General features: G+C 54.0%; 18 protein-coding genes. 12 read left to right on the top strand and 6 right to left on the bottom strand.

Translation table 11 applies throughout. From position 1 onward, the window contains the following. Positions 1-117: 117 nt before the first annotated feature. Positions 118-1947: an ABC transporter ATP-binding protein gene (locus tag K0H80_RS07360; RefSeq protein ID WP_220073568.1), complete on the bottom strand. Its 1830-nt coding sequence runs from the start codon at positions 1945-1947 to the stop codon at positions 118-120. A 242-nt stretch (positions 1948-2189) separates the two neighbouring features. On the opposite strand from K0H80_RS07360, the gene K0H80_RS07365 reads away from it, so the two are divergent. The 8 genes from K0H80_RS07365 (at position 2190) to K0H80_RS07400 (ending at position 11299) form a co-directional block, all read left to right on the top strand. Further along, positions 2190-3725, top strand: a complete 1536-nt coding sequence (locus K0H80_RS07365; RefSeq protein WP_220073938.1) for a DNA-3-methyladenine glycosylase 2 family protein — start codon at positions 2190-2192, stop codon at positions 3723-3725. A 66-nt stretch (positions 3726-3791) separates the two neighbouring features. Continuing rightward, a complete protein-coding gene (locus K0H80_RS07370; protein ID WP_258406200.1) occupies positions 3792-4379 on the top strand; it encodes a methylated-DNA--[protein]-cysteine S-methyltransferase in 588 nt (195 codons plus the stop codon). A 114-nt stretch (positions 4380-4493) separates the two neighbouring features. Continuing rightward, positions 4494-5819 (top strand): DEAD/DEAH box helicase, encoded by a 1326-nt coding sequence (locus tag K0H80_RS07375; RefSeq protein ID WP_258406201.1) that lies wholly within the window; start codon positions 4494-4496, stop codon positions 5817-5819. A gap of 33 nt (positions 5820-5852) precedes the next feature. Next, positions 5853-6323, top strand: a complete 471-nt coding sequence (locus K0H80_RS07380; RefSeq protein ID WP_220073569.1) for a dual specificity protein phosphatase family protein — start codon at positions 5853-5855, stop codon at positions 6321-6323. A gap of 190 nt (positions 6324-6513) precedes the next feature. After that, positions 6514-8010: a phospholipase D family protein gene (locus tag K0H80_RS07385; protein WP_258406202.1), complete on the top strand. Its 1497-nt coding sequence runs from the start codon at positions 6514-6516 to the stop codon at positions 8008-8010. A 94-nt stretch (positions 8011-8104) separates the two neighbouring features. After that, positions 8105-8998 (top strand): chemotaxis protein CheV, encoded by an 894-nt coding sequence (locus K0H80_RS07390; protein ID WP_220073570.1) that lies wholly within the window; start codon positions 8105-8107, stop codon positions 8996-8998. Positions 8999-9298: 300 nt separating this feature from the next. After that, positions 9299-10522 (top strand): serine/threonine transporter SstT, encoded by a 1224-nt coding sequence (gene sstT / locus K0H80_RS07395; RefSeq protein WP_220044820.1) that lies wholly within the window; start codon positions 9299-9301, stop codon positions 10520-10522. A gap of 372 nt (positions 10523-10894) precedes the next feature. Beyond that, positions 10895-11299 (top strand): hypothetical protein, encoded by a 405-nt coding sequence (locus K0H80_RS07400; protein WP_011865258.1) that lies wholly within the window; start codon positions 10895-10897, stop codon positions 11297-11299. An 84-nt stretch (positions 11300-11383) separates the two neighbouring features. On the opposite strand, the gene K0H80_RS07405 is transcribed toward K0H80_RS07400, so the two are convergent. Beyond that, positions 11384-12037, bottom strand: coding sequence for an RluA family pseudouridine synthase (locus tag K0H80_RS07405; RefSeq protein ID WP_011865259.1), 654 nt, complete (start codon positions 12035-12037; stop codon positions 11384-11386). 248 nt (positions 12038-12285) lie between these two features. Between K0H80_RS07405 and K0H80_RS07410 the strand changes: the two genes are divergently transcribed. Further along, entirely contained in the window at positions 12286-13206 is a 921-nt protein-coding gene (locus K0H80_RS07410; protein ID WP_220073942.1) for a M14 family metallopeptidase, read from the top strand. An 83-nt stretch (positions 13207-13289) separates the two neighbouring features. Here K0H80_RS07410 and K0H80_RS07415 read toward each other — a convergent pair whose 3' ends face one another. Continuing rightward, entirely contained in the window at positions 13290-13940 is a 651-nt protein-coding gene (locus K0H80_RS07415; protein WP_220073571.1) for a LysE family translocator, read from the bottom strand. Between the two features lie 138 nt (positions 13941-14078). Continuing rightward, positions 14079-14918, bottom strand: coding sequence for a helix-turn-helix transcriptional regulator (locus tag K0H80_RS07420; RefSeq protein WP_220073572.1), 840 nt, complete (start codon positions 14916-14918; stop codon positions 14079-14081). Positions 14919-15126: 208 nt separating this feature from the next. Here K0H80_RS07420 and nadE point away from each other — a divergent pair, with 208 nt between their 5' ends. Next, on the top strand, positions 15127-15960 hold the full coding sequence (gene nadE, locus K0H80_RS07425) for an NAD(+) synthase (RefSeq protein WP_086023616.1): 834 nt from the start codon (positions 15127-15129) through the stop codon (positions 15958-15960). 106 nt (positions 15961-16066) lie between these two features. On the opposite strand, the gene K0H80_RS07430 is transcribed toward nadE, so the two are convergent. Next, on the bottom strand, positions 16067-16573 hold the full coding sequence (locus K0H80_RS07430; protein WP_258406203.1) for a DUF6942 family protein: 507 nt from the start codon (positions 16571-16573) through the stop codon (positions 16067-16069). 114 nt (positions 16574-16687) lie between these two features. Between K0H80_RS07430 and K0H80_RS07435 the strand changes: the two genes are divergently transcribed. Beyond that, positions 16688-18328: an alpha/beta hydrolase gene (locus K0H80_RS07435; protein WP_220073574.1), complete on the top strand. Its 1641-nt coding sequence runs from the start codon at positions 16688-16690 to the stop codon at positions 18326-18328. A gap of 85 nt (positions 18329-18413) precedes the next feature. On the opposite strand, the gene K0H80_RS07440 is transcribed toward K0H80_RS07435, so the two are convergent. Then, positions 18414-20582 (bottom strand): sensor domain-containing diguanylate cyclase, encoded by a 2169-nt coding sequence (locus K0H80_RS07440; RefSeq protein WP_220073575.1) that lies wholly within the window; start codon positions 20580-20582, stop codon positions 18414-18416. A 1181-nt stretch (positions 20583-21763) separates the two neighbouring features. On the opposite strand from K0H80_RS07440, the gene K0H80_RS07445 reads away from it, so the two are divergent. After that, complete coding sequence (locus K0H80_RS07445; RefSeq protein ID WP_220073576.1) at positions 21764-22369, top strand: hypothetical protein; 606 nt, start codon at positions 21764-21766, stop codon at positions 22367-22369. Positions 22370-22395: the final 26 nt, after the last annotated feature.

Here is a 22395-nt window from a genome sequence, read left to right on the forward strand (position 1 = left end):
TTGGCTGATAGTGGGATGAAAAGCATCAGGCGGTAAGCCTAATATGGAGTATCGACTGGCACAGCGTGCAGAAATGGCGGCTATGCTAGTCGATGGAGTAGTGCTTGGTAGACTTAGTTACTCTATGCCGAGGAAGCCACCTGTCTGATGGGCCCAGAGCTGGGCGTAGATCCCACCCTGTTTGATCAGTTCCTGGTGTGTGCCTTGCTCGACGATTTTGCCCTGGTCTAACACGATCAACCTGTCCATGGCGGCAATGGTCGACAGGCGGTGGGCGATGGCGATCACCGTCTTGCCCTCCATCAGCTGATAGAGACTCTCCTGAATGGCAGCCTCTATCTCAGAGTCCAGCGCCGAGGTTGCCTCATCCAGCAAGAGGATAGGGGCGTTCTTTAGCAGTACCCGTGCGATAGCGATACGCTGGCGCTGACCGCCTGAAAGTTTCACACCGCGCTCACCCACCTGAGCATCGAGCCCGTGATTGCCCTCTGGATCGCTAAGTCCTTGAATAAACTCGTAGGCCTGGGCCTGGCGAATCGCATTCTCCAGTTCTTCCTCGCTCGCATCTGGCTTGCCGTAGCGTATGTTGTCGCGAATAGAGCGATGCAGCAGAGAGGTATCCTGAGTCACCATGCCTATGTTGGCCCGCAGCGAGTCTTGTTCCACCTCGCGAATGTTCTGCCCATCTATGGTGATGCTGCCTTGTTCCACGTCGTGAAAACGCATCAGTAGGTTCACCAGGGTGGACTTGCCGGCGCCTGAGCGGCCCACCAGGCCGACCTTCTCGCCGGGTTTTATCTTGAGATCGAGATCTTCTATGACGCCGCTGGCCTCGCCATAGTGGAAGCTGACCCGGTTAAAGGCGATCTCGCCCTTTGATACGGTGAGCTGGCTGGCATTGTCGCTGTCCTGAACGCTGGTGGGGCGCGACAGGGTATTCATGCCGTCGGCGACCGTGCCGATATTTTCAAACAGTGAGCTGATCTCCCACATGATCCATTGAGACATGCCGTTGAGCCTGAGAGAGAGGCTGACCGCCACAGCGATGGCGCCTATGGTGATGGCGTTGTCGCGCCACAGCCAGATGGAGACGGCGGCAACGCTGAAGGCGAGTAAGTAATTAATCACCTGCACGCTGACGTTGATGCCGGTTACCAGACGCATCTGGCGATAAACCGTATCGAGGAAGCCTGTCATGCTCTCCTTGGCATATTGAGCCTCTTTCTGGGTGTGAGAAAACAGCTTCACAGTGGCGATGTTAGTGTAGCTGTCGACGATGCGTCCCGTCATGGTGGAGCGGGCGTCGGCCTGTTCGGTCGAGACCTGTTTCAGCTTAGGCAGGTAGTAAAATTGCAGCCCCACATAGATCATCAGCCAGACCAGCATAGGCAGCATGAGGCGCAGATCGGCATCGGCGATGATCACCAGCATGGATAGGAAATAGACCAAAATATAGACCAAGACATCAAGCAGCTTAGTGACTGTCTCGCGCACGGCCAGAGAGGTCTGCATCACCTTGGTGGCGATGCGCCCGGCAAAATCGTTCTGATAGAAGGCGATGCTCTGTTTAAGCAGATACCTGTGGGCGAGCCAACGGATCGACATGGGGTAGTTACCCAGGAGTCCCTGGTAGATCACCAGGGCATGCAGCAACACCAGCACAGGGATCACCACGAGCACCAAGACGGCCATCAGCAGTAACTTATCACCCTGCTCGGCAAACAGGGTCTCTGGGCTGTGGCTGGCGAGCAGATCCACCAGGTCGCCCATAAACGCAAACAGTGAGACCTCGAGGATCGCCAGCAGCGCAGTCAGTATCGACATTAACGCGAGCGGCAACTCGAAGCCGCGCGTGTAATGCCTGCAAAACTGGTAGATCCCACGGGGCGGCTGTACCGCTTCCTGGTCGGGTAGGGCGGAAACCCATGATTCGAAACGCTTAAACATTTAAGTCCTTATAAAATTTAGGCTTATTAGGATGATAGTCGATCTGATTGCTATCACTCATCATATAGCAGGCGTCATCCGAGTGCGATGAATTGTTGCTTAGATAGTAATTCTCACCATGAGTACCGTTTTCCGCTAGTATCCAAACCCTGGCTGCATTAGAGTGGCCTTATCAAAGCAAAACGAGTCATCTACTAGTGAGTCAGCAAACACAAGAGTCTAGTGCAAAAGCGTGCAAAGCCATCCAAGCCGAGGCGCAGCATCCCAAGGCGGAGCAGTATCGCACCGCGCGTCTGTCACGGGACGCCAGATTCGATGGCCTGTTCTTCGTCGGCGTCTTTTCCACCGGCATCTATTGTCGTCCTATCTGCCCGGCGGTGCCTGCCAAGGAGGCCAATGTCAGGTATTTCGACGATGCCCTGTCGGCGGCTCAGGCTGGCCTGAGACCCTGTCTGCGTTGTCGCCCAGACAGTGCGCCGGGCTCAAACCCCTGGCTTGGCAAGCAGACCAGCTTGAACCGCGCCATGAGTCTCATCGACGCCGGCGTCTTGTGCGGCCCCCAGGCGATCCCTATGACTGGGCTCGCCGAGCGATTAGGGATCAGCGAGCGTTATCTGAGGCAACTGTTTCATGACAGCCTGGGCACTTCGCCCAAGCAATATGCCCTGTATCAACAGCTGATGTTTGCCAAACAGCTGCTGCACCAGACCAAGATGCCGATCACTCAGGTGGCCTTTGCCGCCGGGTTTAACAGCGTGAGGCGCTTCAACGAGATCTTTCGCCAGCAGCTGCAGTTGACCCCGAGTGAGATCCGCAAAGCCACAGGTCAGCCGTCGCTGCCAGTTCAGGGGTTGACGCTCAAGCTTGCCTATCGTCCGCCCTATGATTGGCAACATCTGCGCAGCTTCTTCGCCCAGCGCGCTGTGCCCGAGATGGAGTGGCTAGATGAACAGAGCTATGGCCGGAGCTTCGTGCTCGGCGCCGCCAAGGGCTATTTCTGCGCAGTCCATAGTGAGCAGGAGGCCTGCTTTCATGTCACCATTCATCTCGCCGAGGCGGACTCACTCAGTCAGCTTAAGGGGATCATCAGCCATATTCGTCGCATCCTGGATCTCGACGCCGACATGCTCACCATTGGCGAGAAGCTGCAAGCGCTTGGGCAGGCATTGCCTCAGGTATCACCTGGTCTGCGTCTGCCCGGCGTCTGGTCGCCTTTCGAGGCGGCTTGCCGCGCCATCTTAGGCCAGCAGGTGAGCGTGACCCAGGCGATCAAGCTTTTGGGGCAACTGGTGGCCGATCATGGCGAGACGATTAGCCTAAATGAGAAAACGGTGCGTCTGTTCCCGACTCCAGAGGCGCTAGTGGATGCCAGCCTGGATGGGCTTAAGATGCCGGGCATCAGAAAAGAGGCGATTCGCGCCCTGGCAGCCTTTGTGATGGCTAATCCCGAGGCGGAGATAGACGACTGGCTGCAGATCAAGGGGATAGGCCCCTGGACTTTGGATTATGTGCGCCTGCGGGGGCTGAGCCTGCCTGACGTACTGCTGGTTGGGGATCTCGTGGTTAAACAGCAGCTGCTTTCGAATCTAACATATCAGCAGCCATCAGAGCAGCCACTCGAGCTAGCTGCTTGTGATGGCGAGGCAGTTGAAGAGAAAGATCACAAGGCGGCGAAGAAGCGGGCGCAGACACAATATCAGGCGCTCAGCCAAGCCGTGCTACGGCAGGTCGCCCCCTGGGGCAGTTATCTCACCCTGCAGCTCTGGAATCAGCAGTAGAGAAAGCCGCCCATAATGCATTTAGAAATAACCTAATGAATCTAGAAGTAAACTAGGGAATATAAAATGAATCAACAGACCTCAGTGCTTGAGTACATTCCCCTAAGCCGGGACGCCGGACTAAGCGGCTATCAGGCGCTTGCCGAGCGAGTTATAGACACGCCGCTGGGAAAGGTGAGTCTGGCGGCCAATCAGTTTGGTCTGTCGCACCTGAGCTTTCTGCCCGGGCAGGATGACGACTTTGCCGCACGGGAAGTCACCCTGGTCGCGCGCGAACAGCAGGCGCTGCAGCAGTCCGAGGCGCATCTCGACCAGGCAGAGCGCGAATTATCCGCCTATTTTGCCGGTAAGCTGACCGCCTTTAGCCTGGCCTTGGCGCCGGTAGGCACGCCGTTTCAGCATCGGGTGTGGCAGGCGCTGCTCGCTCACCCCTTCGGTGATGCGGCGAGCTATTCGGATATCGCCAGCGCGATTGATAACCCCAAGGCGGTGCGGGCGGTGGGCAGCGCCAACGGCGCCAACCGAATCGCCATCATCATTCCCTGTCATCGCATCATAGGCAAGGGCGGGGCGCTGACGGGTTACGCCTATGGCCTGGGGATTAAGCAGCAGCTTTTGGCCCTTGAAGCCGAGGCCGTGGGCGAAAGCCTCTAAGCGATCAGAAATGAGATTGTCGCCTAAGTCGATTAGGCAGTAAAAATTAGGTGTTCGGCGGCAAACTTAGGTACAATGCGCGGCTCTATTTTGTACGGTTAGCTAAATCTTATCATGACAACTAATGCGCTCGACCCATCTGCTCTTGAGCCCTCTGCGCCATCGGACCTGTCGCTGTCGACGACCGATTTTAGTCAGTTAAATCTGGTCAAGGCGCTGCAGGCCAGACTGCATCACCTAGGTTATCAGCAGGCCACGCCGATTCAGGCAAGAGCGATCCCCGCCATCTTGGCCGGTCGCGATTTGCTGGCCGGTGCCAAGACAGGCTCGGGTAAGACCGCCGCCTTCGCGCTGCCCTTGTTGCAGAAGCTGGTGGGACAGAGAGCCGGTGGCGGCAATCATGTTGGCGCCCTGGTATTGGTGCCGACCCGTGAGCTTGCCCAGCAGGTAGCCGATAGCTTCATCAGCTATGGCGCCGAGCTGGCGCCAAGAGCCAAGGTGGTCGCCGTGTTCGGTGGCGTCTCGGCAAACAGCCAGATGCTGGCCCTGCGTGGCGGCGCCGATATTCTGGTGGCGACCCCAGGCCGTCTGCTGGACCTGCTCGGCAGCAATGCCGTTAAGCTCTCTCAGCTAAAGGCCTTAGTGCTCGACGAAGCCGATCGCATGTTGAATCTGGGCTTCACCGAGGAGCTCGGTGAGATCCTCAAACAACTGCCCGATCAAAAACAGACCCTGCTGTTCTCGGCGACTTTCCCCGAAGAGGTGCTTAGCCTCACCGCCAAGCTGCTGACCGACCCTGTCGAGATCCAGCTGCAGGAGGCGCAGAGCGCAGATATTGAGCAGCGCGTCTACACAGTTAACCGTAGCAACAAGACGGCGCTGCTTGCCGAGCTTATCAAGGCGGGTCAGTGGCGTCAGGTACTGGTATTTGCCAGCGCCAAGCGCAGCTGCGATCACCTGGCGCAGAAGCTGGAGAAACGCGGCATCAGCGCCCAGGTGTTCCATGGTGACAAGGCGCAGGGCGCCCGCAGCCGTGTGCTCGATGGCTTCAAGAGCGGTGAGATCACAGTACTAATAGCTACCGATATCGCGGCCCGCGGCATCGATATCGACAAGCTACCCGTGGTGATCAACTTCGAACTGCCAAGAAGTCCCGCCGACTATCTGCACCGCATCGGTCGTAGTGGCCGCGCAGGCGAGACAGGTGAGGCTATCTCACTCATCAGCCACGACGAATATCATCATTTCAAGGTGATCGAGAAGAAGAACAAGCTGCGCCTGCCAAGGGAGCAGTATCCTGGCTTCGAGGCCGACGCCGAGGCGCCGCTGGATTGTCCTTCGCGTCAGGAGAAGCCTATGGCGAAACCGGAAGGCACGGGCAAGAAAAAACGTAAAAAGTTACCCAAGATCAATGACGCGATCTGGAAGCGTCCCTCATAGTAGGGCGCGTTTATCTAACAGAGTGAAACAGAGATGCAGCAGCTTTTTTGGTTAGTCGAAGGCGAACTTGCCGGTCGTTGTGGCCCCAACCTGGTGCCTTGGGATCTGAGTGAACTCAAGGCGCAGGGGGTCGGCGCTATACTCTCGGTCAATGGCGGCGATCTCTGTGATGCTGATGAGATGGCGCGGTTAGCGTTGCGTTACGCCTGCATTCCGCTGTCGGGCAATATTCCCCCCATGGAGGGCGACGAGGCGCACTGCGTGGCTCAGCTGCCCAAGGCACTGGCCTTTATTCGTCAGTGTGAGGCCGATGGCCTGCCAGTGATGATCCATTGCCGCTCTGGCAAAGACAGGACCGGGCTCTTGATGGCATACTACCTGATGGAGAATGGCGCCGCGCCGCTACATGCGGTGAGTCAGGTGAGGGCGGTGCGTGATATCGCCTTTAGCGCCGAGGGCTGGGATCAATTCGTCTACGACGTCTTATACGCTTTACAGGAGTAAGGCTAACGCCTATGTTAGTGACTAGGCGTATAAATTCATGGTGTTAGGGCAAGTGATGAACCTCTCTGTGGTAAGCAAAAGCATGATGCGATTGGCCTCAAAGTTGATGGCTTTGCCCTCGAAGGTGATGGCTTTGCCCTCGAAGTTGATGACTTTGCTCTCGAAGTTGATGGCTTTGCCCTCGAAGTTGATGACTCTAGCCTTGACCCTGAGCCTAGTGTCGGCCTGCAGCAGTTTACCGCCGCCCCAGCAACTTACCCTCAGCCACAAGCTGGCGGCACCGACCGATTCTGGTCTGTATCGTTACCTCGAAGGCGACCTCAAGGCGCATCCAAACAAGACGGGCTTTCTGCCACTCTCATCCGGTGTCGATGCCTTCGTGGCCCGCCTGGCGATAGTCGATGCCGCCAGTCAGAGCATAGATCTGCAATACTACATCTATCACGACGATGAAACCGGCCGTCTGCTGATCTGGCACCTGATCGACGCCGCCGATCGCGGCGTGCGGGTGAGGGTGTTACTCGATGACCTCACCACCAAGACCCTGGACGATGGCCTGGTGCTGCTCGCCAGTCACCCCAATATCGAGATACGCCTCTTCAACCCCTCCTATGAGCGTACCTTTCGCAGCTTCGCCATGTTGACCGGCTTTTCCCGCCTCAATCACAGGATGCACAATAAATCCCTAACCGTGGACAACCAGATAACCATTGTTGGCGGGCGCAACATAGGCAACGAATATTTCTCCAAGAATGACGATGTGGATTTTGGCGACTTCGACCTCCTGACGATAGGCGATGTGGTCGATGAGGTATCGGATCAATTCGACCGCTACTGGAACAGCGAGCAGGTCGAGAGTGTGGTCAACCTGGTGCCTCCACCGACCAGTGAGATGTACAAAGAGGCGGCCAAGATCATGGCCAGAAACAAGCAGAACTTCCTCCACGATGAGTACCTTAATCGCCTCGAGCTGAGCGAGCTGCTGACACAGATCACCTCCAAGGGGCTTGCCTGGTATTGGGGCGATGCGCAGCTGCTGTACGATCCGCCCCAGAAGGCGAGCAGACAGGGCCATCAGGAGTGGTTGCTAACTGACCTTAGCCAATTCCTGGGCAAGGCTCGCAGGGAAGTACTAATCGTCTCGCCTTACTTTGTGCCTACCGACGGCGGCTGTCAGGCCTTGATAGACGCGGCTAAGCAGGGGATCAAGATCACCATCATCACCAATAGCCTGGCGGCCACCGATGTGTTGGCAGTGCATGCAGGCTACAAGGCTTATCGCGAGCGGTTGCTGGAAAACGGCATCGCCCTGTATGAGGTGAAGGTGGATATCAACAACCGTCCCAGCGCCTGGAAGGGCAGTTCGCGCACCAGCTTGCATGCCAAGACCTTTGTGCTGGACAGGGCCTCGGTGTTTGTCGGCTCCTTCAATTTCGACCCCAGATCGGCCTGGATCAACACTGAGATGGGGCTGATTGTCGACCAGAGTGAGTTTGCCAGCGAATTAGTGGATGAGATTCAAAAGTCCCTCAAGCGCAGCAGCTATCGCTTGGATCTTAAAGATGGTGAGCTGATCTGGCATGACGATCTTAAGGGCCTGGTCTATTACGCCGACCCGGATGCCAGCTTCTGGCGTCGCTTCATGGCCGATTTTATCGGTCTGCTGCCGATAGAGTCACAGTTGTAAGGCCAATTTATCAAGGCTTGAGCATCGTCAATTTAATCTGGCTATGCTAGGGTTAAACTTATCGCTAATTAAGCATTTACGTGTCGGTAAGAATATGAAAAGTAAGGCGAGCCAATCTCAAGGCCTATTATTGTTCCGCTTGTCCCATACTCAGTTGTTTGCCCTCGGCACGCTCAAGATCCGTGAACTGGTTCCCTTCTCAAAACTCAGCGCGATCCCTCAGTCTCATCCCGCTATTTTGGGCGCCGCGACCGTCAGGGGCCACACCATTCCCATCATAGACATGGCCGCGGCCGTGGGCTATGCGCCCATCACGCCCGAAGAGTGCGCCAACGCCTATATCATCATCACAGATTGTCAGCGCATGGTGATGGGGTTTCTGGTGCGCAGCATAGATAAGATCATCGAGTGTAACTGGCGGGATATCGAGTCGCCGCCAGATAACCTAGGCAAGAACGCCTTTCTCACCGGGGTGACCCGGGTCGATGACAAGTTAGTGCAGCTGCTGGATGTGGAGCTGTTATTGTCCAAAATATTCCCTGCCAGCCCGGAAACCACCCGGGCAATACTGACAGATGTGCAGCGGGAGATCCTAAAGCCGCTCAATATCTTGCTGGTGGACGATTCTATGGTGGCGCGCAAGCAGCTTAGCGACGCGCTGGACAGCATCAATATTCCCTATCTGGTGACCTCAGATGGCAGGGACGCGCTCTCCATCATGGAGGAGGCCGCCAAGGAGGGAAGGCCGGTGGATCTGCTGGTGAGCGACATTGAGATGCCGGGACTCGACGGCTATGAGCTGGCGTTCGAGGTGAAGAACACGCCTGCCTTGGCCGACGCCTATATCATCTTGCACACCTCGCTCTCGAGTGAGATCAGTGTGAGTCAGGCCCATCAGGTAGGTGCCAACGAGGCGCTGACCAAGTTCGACGCCCACGAGTTGATCGACGCCATGCTCAGGGGGGCTAAGCGGCATCAAGCCAGTTAAAGATTAGATTTTTGTTATCTTTATGATGCTAGTGGGTAATATCTAAAGCGAAATCGAGCGGTTTGCTAGACAAGACGGGGGAGTTTCTATAAAACACAGGATGAAGGAAGTTTAACCTTGGGCCAGATCCTGTGTTTGACACCAGCTTTTACTCTCATCCTTAGCACGTTTTGGTCATAACGGCCGTGGGGTACTGAGGCGAGAGACGATAAATAACATAAAGAAAGCTGTTCTGCTCAGCGAACGTTGACGGCGATGAGCAAAGGTTAAATTCAATTAATTATAATGATAGGTCAATCAATGAATCAAAATCGTTCCTTATTTGCCAAGTTGGCAGATGGCAGCTTAGTGCTGCAAATTATCTTGGGGATCATTGCCGGGGTAGCCCTGGCGAGTTTTTCACCTTCCTCGGCAGAGAGTGTCGCCTTTTTAGGTGATCTGTTTGTCGGCGCGCTAAAGGCGATTGCGCCGATCTTAGTGTTTATTCTGGTGGCGGCCTCGATTGCCAATCAGAAGAAAAACACCAAGACCAACATGCGACCTATCATAGTCCTCTATCTGTTTGGTACCTTTGCCGCGGCGATCACCGCAGTGACCATGAGCTTCCTCTTTCCCACCTCTCTGGTGCTGGTGAGCGGCGCCCAAGGTGCGACGCCGCCGGAAGGGATTGGCGAAGTCCTCAATACCTTGCTCTTCAAGGTGGTCGATAACCCGGTTAACGCCCTGATGACGGGCAACTACATCGGCATCCTGGCCTGGGGTGTCGGTCTGGGGATCGCCCTGCATCACGCCTCTGAGAACACTAAGACGGTATTTGCCGATGTGAGCCACGGCATCTCTCAGATGGTGCGTTTCGTGATCCGTCTGGCGCCTATCGGTATCTTCGGTTTAGTGGCTAACACCTTCGCTGCAACCGGTTTCGAGGCGATTGCCGGCTATGCTCAGCTGCTTGCCGTGCTGCTGGGTTCTATGCTGATCATCGCGCTTATCATCAACCCGCTTATCGTCTGGTTTAAGATCCGTCGTAACCCTTATCCACTGGTATTTACCTGCCTCAGAGAGAGCGGCGTGACCGCCTTCTTTACCCGCTCGAGCGCGGCCAACATCCCGGTGAACATGGCCCTGTGTGAGAAGCTGGATCTGCATGAAGATACTTTCTCGGTATCTATCCCACTGGGCGCGACCATCAACATGGCGGGCGCGGCGATCACTATTACCGTATTGACCCTGGCGGCGGTGCACACAGAAGGGATCCAGGTGGATATCCTGACCGCGATTCTGCTGAGCGTCGTAGCGGCGGTTTCGGCCTGTGGCGCCTCTGGGGTGGCCGGTGGCTCGCTATTGCTTATCCCGCTGGCCTGCAGCCTGTTTGGTATCTCTAACGATGTCGCCATGCAGGTGGTCGCCGTGGGCTTCATCATTGGTGTGATTCAAGACTCTGCGGAGACCGCCCTTAACAGCTCCACCGATGTGCTCTTTACTGCGGCGGCCTGTGAGGCGGCCGAGCGTCAGGCGGAGATTTAAGCCAGCGTTAGCCTGATTAATAAGTTTTCGAATTGAAAAGGAGCCGCTTGGCTCCTTTTTTGTGTCTGGCTTTTTTAACTGGTTTTCGTGCCTGAATTGTTTGTCTAGATTTGTGTTTGGGCCGATTTTGGCCTCATGGCATGAGCCGATGCGGCCGATAAGGTTTAGAGAGTGACGGCTTTGGCGTGTTGAAAAAAATTTGTATTACACTTTACTTAAATAATGCATTAAAAGTGATTTAGATCGCGTTTTTATTTCCGCTCTAGGTTACAATTTCACACAAAGGAGACGACAAGTCGGTTTAACTTGTTGGTTTATGGTTGCTTTTTCACAATGTTGTAACATTTGCGGTAATTTAGAGGTTAAATAAATATGAGTTCTGAGCTTAGGGTAATGTTAGGCAATGCCAGTGCTAACGGTTCACAGTCATTACTTCAAGTTATCGAAATGTCGGTTGTCGAAAAGCGCAAACGTTTACGTTGGCAGGAGCAAGATATGGAAACACGCGAAATTATTGGCCAGTGGATAGATGAGCGCCCCTCTCTGGGCGACAAGATCACCCTTTATCGTCAAGGCGATAAGCTGTTTCTAGAGACCTGGTATAACGATGGTTGCCATAGTTTTGATGAGATGCAGGCAACTAGACTCGATAATGGTCTCAAGCTTGAAGATCTCGGTGGTAACCTGTTCGGCGAATATTTCCTGCTCTCCGACGACAACAACCTGCAATTTTGCAACAGCAGTGAATGCTTCTATACCGCCAAACGCGCGGCATAAGCTAAGAAGAAAGGCGCCAGATAGGCGCCTTTTTTGTGTCTAGCTTTTCCACTCCTGAGAGTCGCCTCCTGAAAAGCAAAGGCTTTAGAAGGGATGCAGACTCGAGAAGCTCAGTCTGGTCTGCTTGTAGGGATGAGTGATACTCAGGTGCTCGGCATGCAGGTGCAGACGCGGCGCCGCGGCGATAATGGCTTCGTCGCCATAGAAATCGTCACCCAGTATGGTGTGGCCCAGCGCCTTCATGTGTAGCCTGAGCTGGTGGGTTCGCCCCGTGATCGGCTTGAGCTTCACCAGTGTGCTGTTACTGCGCCGCTCCAACACCTCAAAATAGGTGGTCGCCGGTTTGCCATCCTCGGCAATCTTCTGTAGCGGCGGTTGCTCGCTATCAGGCTTCATCGCCAACTCTATCTTGCCACTGTCCTGGGCCATCAGGCCTTCGACCTCGGCCACATAATATTTTTCTGTGGTGCGGTTTTGAAACTGGGTCTTGAGGTGAGACTCGGCCTTCTTGTTGAGGGCGAATACCATGATGCCAGAGGTGGCGCAGTCGAGCCTGTGCACCAGGATGGCTTCGGGAAAACGCTGCAATAGTCGATTGATGGCGCAGTCATGGGTTTCCGCGGCGCGGCCGGGATTGGACAACAGGCCAGATGGCTTGTTGATTATGATGATGTCGCGATCTTGGTAGCGTATATCGAGCCAGGGAATAGCCGGGGGCTGGTAACTAAAAATTTTCATCGTCTCTCCTCGGCGGCGATCCTAACAAAGATTCCCAGTTCTGCCTATCCTATGGGCATCGGTTTGTGACCCTCTTGGCCTCTTTCATTTCACCTTGGCCGCAAGTTAAAGGCTGGGTTTACAAAGCTTGGCGAGTTGAATTTTCTTAAGCTTGCTCACAGGCGCGCCGAGTTTAGGTATCATGGGGGAATGTGGCCCCGCCAACAAAGGGCGGCTCGGCCGAGGCAGACAACAAGATGGAAGATAAGATGACAGAGCAACAAGGTTATTGGATTGGTGAGGCGGGTAAGCCCTGGGGCGAGGCGGAAAAAGCAAAGTGGCGCGCCGCGCAGCAGAAGAAGCGCTCCTATGAGCAGGAAGTGCTGAGCAAGTTCAGCCAGGTGAGCGAGAGCTTCGAGGCGCAGCAGTATGGCGAGCTTAACTATGCCGAGGGTCAGTATCCGCTCTATGGCTTTAAATCCCGCGACTGGGATCAGGAAAAGCCCACTATCTTAGTTACCGGCGGCGTCCATGGCTACGAGACCAGTGGCGTGCAGGGGGCGCTGCGTTTCTTAATCGCCAAGGCCGCCGAGTACAGCCAGGATTTCAATATCCTGGTAGCCCCCTGTGTCAGCCCCTGGGGCTATGAGACCATCAATCGCTGGAATCCCGAGGCAATCGATCCTAACCGTTCCTTCTATGCCGATAGCCCGGCTCAGGAGTCCCGCGCCCTGATGCAGTGGGTGGCGAGTTTCGACTTGCCCTTAATGGCGCATATCGATCTGCATGAGACCACAGACACAGATAACAGCGAGTTTCGTCCGGCCTTGGCGGCAAGAGATGCCAAGGTGCAGACCAACTGGAATATTCCCGATGGCTTCTATCTGGTGGGGGATAGCGAGAACCCTAACGATGAGATGCAGGCGGCCATCATAGCAGCCGTGGGCAAGGTGACCCATATCGCCCCCGCCGATGAGCAGGGACGATTGATCGGTGAGCCTATCACTCAATTTGGGGTGATCAACTATGCGACCAAGGCGCTGGGCCTGTGCAGCGGCTTTAGCGATGCCAGATACAACACCACTACCGAGGTCTATCCAGATAGTCCGCTGGTGGACGATGAAAACTGTATCCAGGCCCAGGTAATGGCGGTAAGCTCGGCGCTGGATTATATCCGCAGCCAGGGCTGAGCTAGACCCTCGCGCGAGTGAGCCCGGGCGCCGCTGTCTTGAGGGGCGAGGGCTTAACGGTCAAGGTCTTCACGGCCGCTGGCTTAACGGCCGAGAGCGCCAGTGAGAATGACCCCGGCGACGAAGATAAAGAGCAATCCGGTCAACAGGTTGATCATTGGGGTTGCTCTTTTCATTTTGAGCTGCATCTTGGGATGAGACAGGACCAGGGCGATAAGGCTAAACCACCCCAGAGAGAGGGCAAACATCATGGCGGTGGCGGCCACCTTAGTGCTCAGGGTTACCTCAGGGGTGATCAGGGTCGAGAATAGTGTGATGAAAAATACCAGCGCCTTGGGGTTGAGCAGGTTGGTGGAGACTCCCTGCATGAATCCCTGAGCCGCACCGAGCCCACGACCGGCCTTAGTAGCCCCATTCAGATGCGCCTCATCGCGCCAGTGGGCGATGGCGGCGCGTATCGCGCCTATGCCCATCCAGCCAAGGTAGCTGGCGCCAATCAGCTGCACCGCCATGAAGAGGTTAGGGGAGCCCTTGATGATCAGGCTCACCCCGGTGAGGCTCAGCAGTGTGTGTAGCGTGATGGCTACCGCCAGGCCCAGCGCGGCGGCGACCGCCGTGCGTCTGTGCTCCTGGGCGGCCAGCCTGACCACCAAGGCGAAATCTGGGCCTGGGCTTGCCAGGGCGACCGTGTGTATGACGGCCAATGAGAAAAGCAGTTGCAGCTGTAGTTCCATCAGTGTTGAACTCTCACGCGTTAGATTTAAATCGATGTCGCCATAGTAAGCCTATCCGCGGCGCCGGGATTGTAAAATATTGCGCGTTTGCTTTTAGGCCTGATGTTTTTGCCTGTGGGCTAACCTATCACTAACCTATCAGGGCGTGACCCGTTTCTGAAAATGGGCCGGAGTGATCAAAAACGCCCGCTTGAACGCCTTATTGAAATGGCTCTGATCGAAGAAACCTAAGTCATAGGCGGTGCTGATGGCGCTGTCGCCTCGCATCAGCGCCTTCTTGGCGTACTCCAGCCGCAGGCGTTTCAGGTAGGCGTGGGGCGTCATGCCGGTGGCCGCCTTGAATTGACGTAAGAATTGAAACTTACTCAAGCCGATGGAGAGCGCCAGCGGCTCCAGCTCGAACTCCTGATCCACCCCTTGGTGGAACTGCTGCTTGATGTTGTCGAGCTGTGCGCCGCTTAACCTGGCCTGGCTGCTCGGCAGGTTACGCAGCTTGCCATGGCGATAAAACAGCTCGCTGATAAAACCAAGCAGCAAGGTCTCCGCCTCCAGCGGCGTGATGTTGGCCTGATGCAGGGTAAGCTGGCTGTGCAGGCGGATAAAATAGGCCCTCAGCTTAGGGTCGTCCAGGATAGGCGTGCTGAAGTAAAGTTCGCCCTGGTTGAGCGCCTCGCCCACCTGCTGCACATAGCTGGTGGGCAGAGACATCACCAGCGCCTCATAGCCGCCATCGGCGATACTCTGGCCGTTGTGGCTCTCGTCTGGGTTGAGGGTGGATAGGTTGCCAGGTGTCAGTCGATACTCGCTGCCCCTGTGATGATAGCGTTGGCCGCCATGGCTAACCACGCCTATGTGGTAGTCCAGATGCACATGTTTCTCGAAGGCAAAATGGGTAAATTGCGCGCGGCTAAGCTCCATCTCTTTCAAGATGCTCGCCTGCCAATAATCTATCTTCTCTACCGCGCTTGTAGCCATCATCTCGCTTCGCTTGACTCCTGACCGGACCCTCCGATCGTCTGATTAGCCAGTGTAGATCAGGGCGTTTTCCCCTGACTAGTAAATAATTGCAGCCTCTCGACCTATTTATTGGATTGGGGTGAGCTTAGGTCGTGAATTTCCCGAGGAATTGGCTCATAATGGTCAGCTTAGAATCATGCTGACAGTTAACCTAAGTGGAGTCGGACCAGTGAAAGGACAGATCATACGTGAAATGAAGGTGCAGCCGCATATCGAGGTGGAATATGAGGTGCAAAGACGTATCGCCTTTATCAAAGCGAAACTCAAAGAGGCGCGTGCCACCAGTCTCGTATTGGGGATCAGCGGTGGGGTAGACTCCTCGCTGGCGGGCCGTCTGTGCCAGCTGGCGGTGGATGAGCTGAACAGCGAAGGCGAGTATGAAGGCAGTTATCAGTTTATCGCGGTGCGTCTGCCCTTCAAGGTGCAGAAGGATGAAGATGAGGCGCAAATGGCCTGTCAGTTCATTCAGCCAAGTAAGCTGGTGACGGTCAACATAGGTGAAGGGGTCGAAGGGATCCATCATCAGACCCTGGCGGGCCTCGAAGTGGCTGGCGTCATCTCTCATCCCCACAGCAATGTCGACTTTGTGAAGGGTAACGTGAAGGCCAGAATGCGTATGATCGCCCAGTATGAGATCGCCGGCCTGACCGGTGGCCTGGTCGTGGGCACCGACCACAGCGCCGAGAACATCACCGGCTTCTACACCAAGTGGGGCGACGGTGCCTGCGATCTGGCGCCGCTGTTTGGTCTGAGCAAGCGTCAGGTACGTCAGCTGGCGGCAGCTCTAGGCGCACCTAGCGTGCTGGTCGATAAGGCGCCGACGGCGGATCTCGAGTGTGACAAGCCACAGCTCGAAGATGAGGTCGCCCTGGGGCTGACCTATGATCAGATAGATGATTTCCTCGAAGGTAAGCCGGTAGATGCCGCAGTCGAGGCGCGCCTGATCGCCATCTACAACGCGACCCAGCACAAGCGTAAGCCTATTCCGACGCTATACGACTAGCGCCGCCATGACTCATCTAGCTGAATGAGTCATAGGAAACAGAATCGATAAAGGCGCCTCGGCGCCTTTTTCTTTGGTGAGGGCTGTTGGGTTCAGGACTAATCGGCTAGTTGGTGAGCGATTTGCGAAGCTTACGCAAATCCGCTATCAGGGCGTTGGGACACTGGCGATAATCCAGATAGGGGAGCAGGTAGATTTGATTATCGTTATCTTGCTGGTGTGTAAAGGTCTTGGGCTCACTTAAAGGCGTTAAGCCTAGGGCGATGGCACTCTGCTGGCCGCAGACATAATGCTCGCAGGCCATGGATGACAGGGCATCGGCGCCGAAACGTATCTGCTCATCATTTTTTAATAGCTTGTGCATGTAGCCGCGCCAGTCGTCGTCCGGCGCGCTCAGTTTTGCCATGATCACTAAGATCTTGCGCCAGTTATTGCCGTTGAGAGCGATCAGGCTCTCTAAACTGCCTATATTTAAGCTAGTTATTTCTGAGTCAGCTTTATTTAAGTCGGCTGGCTGGGCATGCTGCCAGTCGGCAGGCAGAAGGGGAGGCGTTGGCAGATAATAGCAGCGCTTGGCGCCATCCTGCCCTAAGGGCTTCACATTCTTAGACATATTATTCATTCCTTGGGCTTTGGGACTGGAGTTTACGCAATAAAGCCGTGTATGTTAATGGTTAACGGACTTGCAGCGCGTGAGCGCGCACATGGAGCCTAGCGGTCATTTCTCATGAAAACATTGCTCATTCACTCGACAAAACATCTTTCCATCGCCGTCACCTATGCCTGTCTCGGCATTGTCACCGCCGCGCTCGCCTTTGGGGTCTGGTTTTTAAATGCCCGTCCCGACCTGTCCATCTGGCATTCGACCATGCTCGAGCATCAGTTTCGCCTCGATAGCGAGGTAGACGATTTCCATGCCTATCAGGCGCTGGAGGCCAAGCTGTTCGAGGAGGTGGAGAGTAAGATCTATAGCCGCACCCAACACCTGGATCAGCCCCTCAATCGCTATTGGCATGGCAGCTTTGCCGACCCAGACAACTGGCCTAAGGCCTGGAATCGCAGCTATGAGTGGGCCAAGCCAGATGCCGAATTTGGCGTCCTGTTGCTGCACGGCATGTCAGACTCTCCCTATGCCTTGTCGCACTTTGCCGAGCATTTTAAGGAGCGCGCTCACCTGCTGGGGCTAAGATTGCCGGGCCACGGCACCATACCCTCTGGCTTGGCGGCGCTTAAGTGGCAGGAGATGGCCAGGGCGGTGGAGCTGGCGACCAAGCATCTCAAGCAGCAGTTGGGTGATAAGCCGCTCTATGTGGTGGCCTTCTCTACCGGCGCGGCGCTGGCGTTAAATCATGAGCTCGAGCGGCTCGCGCATAATTCGACACTGAGTTACCGCGGCATGATCTTCCTCTCGCCGGCCATAGGCCTGTCGCCGGTGGCGGCCGGTGCCAAGTGGCAGGACAGGTTAGGGCGGCTGTTGGGGCTGGAGAAGCTGAGCTGGAATTCGATTCAGACCGAATACGATCCCTTTAAATACAACTCCTTCGCCGTCAATGCCGGCGATGTGGTCTATCAGCTGGCAGAGCGCAATCAGCAGCTGATGCAGGCGATGTCCCAGGAGCAATTGGCCGAGCTGGCCGACATCTTAACCTTTCAGTCAGTGGCCGACGCTACTGTCTCGACCCCGGCTGTGGTGAGTAATCTCTATGGGCGTCTGCCTTCGAAACAGCATCAGCTGGTGCTGTTTGATATCAACCGTCAACCCTTGAGCCTGGCCCTGGTGGTGAGCGATCCGCTGACCGCCTTGTTGCCTTCACTCATTCTCGATGCCCCAAGATTCGATCTGACTCTGGTGCAGAATCGCCGCTCTGGTCAAAATCACGATCTGGGTCAAGAGCAGGTTGCGCAAACTGTGCTTGCTCAAAGCGATCCGTCACAACATAAGCCGTCACAAAATAAGCCTTCACAAAACGAGCTGCTAAAGAGTCTCGATGAGGTCGAGGCTAACAGATATCGGCCAGGGCAAGTGGCTGTCCATCAGCCCTTGGGGCTCAATTGGCCGGCGGGCATCTACTCGCTCTCCCATGTGGCCCTGCCTTATCCCGCGAGCGATAGCCTGTACGGCACGGCGTTCGTCAAGGGGAGTCACAGGGTGCAGATTGGCGCGGCGGCTACCCGCGGGGAGCGCGGCGTGCTGGGGGTGTCGGCAGCAGAGGTGCTCAGGCAGAAATGGAATCCTTTCTTCCCTTATCTGTTAGAGCGGGTGGATAGCTTTATCCAGGCGCGCCAAGGGGCTAATGTCACGCCTTCAAACGAGCCAGCCGCCAATGCGGCTGATCCTGGGTCGTTAACAGAAGGCCAGGCTCGGTAAGAGAAACTAGGTTAATAAAGCCTAGGGGCTAAAAGCGCGTGAGTTAAAACTGCGTGAATTAAAACTGCATAAGTGAAAACCGGCGTTAGCTTAGCTGATCGTCGGCCGACAGCAGGGAACAGATCACCCGGTTGCGACCATTTTCCTTGGCCTCGTAGAGGTTAAGGTCGGCCATCTTAAACCAGTGATCTATGTCGTTCATGTAGCCGGCATTGCTGATCACCGCGCCGATACTCACGGTCAGGCTAATTGCTGCCTGGTTCGGCACCTCTATCTGATGCTCCGCGACCAGTTCCTTAAACTGATTAAGATGTTGCTCTACCTGCAGGGCGTTGCACTGGGGCAACACCACCAAAAACTCTTCACCGCCATAGCGAGAGACAATATCCGTGTCCCGCTTAAAGAACTGCTTCATCAGTTCGGCCAGGGCGATGAGGGCACTATCGCCTATCTGGTGGCCATAGGTGTCGTTGATCTTCTTAAAGTGGTCGATATCTATGATGCAGAACGCCAGCGCCGCATAGCTGCGCTTGCACATATCGTGAATATTGCCGAAATGATTTTCCACGTAGCGACGATTGTAGAGCTGGGTCAGCTCATCGCGCTCCGCCAGCGCCTGCAGCTTGAGGTTGGCATCTTCCAGCTCAACCGTGCGCATCGCCACCTTTTCCTCCAGCTCCAGCTGGTAGCTGATCAGCTCCTGTTTACTCTTCTGAATGCTGCTGGATAGGGCGTAGATCTCCTGGGGCGTGGTGTCTGCCATCGCCTCATCCTGATGTTCGGCCATGCCCCACTGGCTGAATTTCTTGGCGATGGTCTCAAGCGGCTGGGTGAGGCGATTACTGATCACCTTGATCAGCAAGATGGTGATGATAAAGGCAATAAACAGCAGGCTGAAGGTGGTCAGGTATTGCTGCTCCACCTGCTTCACCAGTGGCGAGAAGGGCATCACCACATAGAGTGACCAGCCATTTTTCAGCACATATTTGGCGTAGGCGAACTCAGGGTTAAAGCTGTCGAGATTGCGAAAGTTGATCATGTTCAGACTGGTGCGATAGCGTTGCCCCGAGGTGGAGACCTTAAGCGGGGTCAAGGGTGCCAGGTCGAGCATCTCCGAGGCATAGATCACTAGGCCGTTCTCGTCGGTAAGCACCATGGCCTGCTCGTGAAACTCACGGTTGCGCTCATCGATACTGGCGAACTTGGTAAGGTTCAGTGAGCCTTCGATGATCCCTATGGGGCTGACCGGGTTGTCCTTGGAATAGAGCGGCGCGCTGATGGCGACTATGGGATCGGTGCCAAAACCACGCCCGAGGAAGGCCGGAGAGATAAAGGTCAGCTGATTGTAGAAGGCCTCCTGAAAATAATGCCTGTCGCTGATGCTGAGATCTTTGTTTTTAACGGTGTCCTTGCCCAGGCGTGAGATGGGGCTGGCCGCCGAGATAAGCCCCTTGTCGTCGGCTATCAGCATAGAGATAAAAAACGGGTAGCTCTGGTGCAGCTTAGATAACAGGCTCTGCCACTGGGCCGCATCATAGTTAGACAGGCTCAGCCAGCGCGCCGCGTTGTCTATGGCGCTGATGTGCCCCTCGATAAAGCTCTCGGTGGCTTTGCCAAGGTGGGCGGCCGAGTCTTCCAGGTTGAGCTTCACATCCCGCTGCTGCTGATCAATGGAGTTGTTGTTGAAGATCAGTGCCGATACCAGGAGGGCCAGGGTCAGCACCTGGGTAAAGGTGTAGGTGAGCTGGGCGTTGAAGCTCTTGCGCTTCTTATTCATCAGCTTGCCGTCGATATGCAGCTGGCTGGGCAGCATGGTGACGCAGATGGCGCCGAGCGCCGTATAGAGCATGCCGTTAATTCCCTGCTTGAGGGTGATAAAGGTCATGTAGCTGTTGGGCATCTGAAACACCAGGTTGGCGTACAGATAGAAGAGCGGCATACCCAGCAAGAGCCAGAAGGTGATATCCGCATACAGGGTGTAGAACTCTTTGCGCCGCGCATAGCCCAGCCACAGCGCCTCTAACGGGAACAGCAGGAACATGTGCCAGCTGTCCCAGGCGATATAGAGGCCGGTGGCACACAAAAGTGAGGTTAACAGGGCATACCAGGGGCCGAGGAAGATGGCCACGATCACGAAGAAGAGGTTACCAATGATCAGCTGTTGGTTACCAAACAGGGGAATAGGTGCCAGGTTGACCAGCAAGCCCAGTAGACCCAGTAGCAAGGCAAACCCAAGATGATTCTTATTGATCAATTACTTTCTTCCCTAATCTTTCATTGACGACGCAGTTGACGCAGAAAATGCAGGCAGAACTGCCACAGCGGATGCTCTCTGCCTGCGACCCGAATAGGCTTTTATCGGCCGGACTCTGAGCCTTTTTCTAGGCCTGTATCGATACTGACACGTTTAAATAGGAGTGTAAGGGAATCCCCAGTTAAATGCTAACCAAATGTTTCTTATCACTCTTTTTCAGTTTTTAGAGGGTTTGTTTTTTATAGCAAACATTGGTTGGGGATTTTGTGATTGTAGTGTACCTGTGGCTTTGTTTAGTGTTGCGTGAGCCAATAATTTTCCGAGTTAAGAATTGAATTTGTCACTCGTGAAAATGCTGTTTTAAAATCTGTTTACTAGAAGAGGTGAGCAAGCGTAGCTCTTTTTATTTGATGCCTTTGGGCATAGACTCAAAACGTTAGGAAGACATAGGACTTTGCAAATGCATAAATGGATGTTTAGCACTTTGTTTTTTATCAGCTTTAATCTATCTTTCGCGATTTTTAAATGTACTGTCGATGGTGTTGATGCCTACTGCCAAGATCCTTTTTCGGTAGATGCATAAGAAAACACTGTAACTCCTTCTGTTAAGATGAATAGTAACGACAATGCTTTGAGTGCCGATTAGTTGGTTGATCAATGCGTTGACGCTTTGACACTATATGGTGGCTTTAAAAAACAAATCGATAAAGGTCCTGGGTTACCATTTTGATTTGCGACAGGATGACTCCAGCGAGCGTTGAGTCATTCCGTTGAGAGTTAATGCAAAAATTACTTATGCTAAATTTGTTGGGGCAGATTTTTCCCCTTGGTAATTGAACCATAGTGATACTCAATTAGTGAAAATGAATACAAAGTTAGTAAGTAGTTTGTATGATAATTGGAGTTAATCCGCTGTTACCAAGTTCTGTAGGGGGGAAATTCTGTACTGTGCATTGGAAGTATGATACGTATAGTTTGGCTTTTATTTCATAAACATTCGTTTTATGTTTAAGCGATAATGTTTTGATTAAAATGTAAAAATCGGGTAGAATTCGCGCGAAATTTTGCGATAGTTTTTTAAAGCATTGCTTCTTTATCGCACAGAAGTGTTAAGTCAATTTGGGCTCCCCTGCGTGCTTTTTGGTGCCTTATCTTTATGTTTCGAAAATGGATTTACGAGTGTGCTCAAAGTAGAAAATATACAAATTAAAGGATTTCACACTTGTAAGCTTGATGGTGGTTTGGATTATGTTAGACAACATGCTCCTTTTCGAAGTACTGAAAGTGGGGCGAAACCTCTAAGATGGCAGTGGTTGAGTACAGGGTATTATTTTTGGACTGATTCGACATTTTTCGCTCATAAGTGGGGTAATCAATCCTACAATGGTCACTATGCGATATTAGAGTGTGATATTCGAATTTGCGGGCAACGATTGCTCGATTTGGTCGGCAATACTGGACAGCAGATGCTATTTTCTGAACTTATGAGGTTGTATCAGTCTAAACTTGAAAGGGCATCAGAGGGGCGAAAGAGCAATCCAACGGTATCTACTATAATTCAACATTATAGAGAACAAGCTCTTAACAATGACGGTATTTTTCCATTTGATGCTATAAAGGCTCAAGATACAGCCTATAAAGCGGAAGGGTCTTTTGAAGATAAAGAGATTAAATTTACTCCTGTTTCTAGGGAGAAAATGTTTTTAGTTACTAGACAACAGCTATGTTTGTTTGAACATGCGGCAGGAAACATAGTTGATAAGGATATAGTGCACCCAGTGGCATGATATTTTTGGTCATAGTTAACTTTAAG

This window comes from Shewanella aegiceratis (genome assembly GCF_019457495.1).
GTDB classification, from domain to species: domain Bacteria; phylum Pseudomonadota; class Gammaproteobacteria; order Enterobacterales; family Shewanellaceae; genus Shewanella; species Shewanella loihica.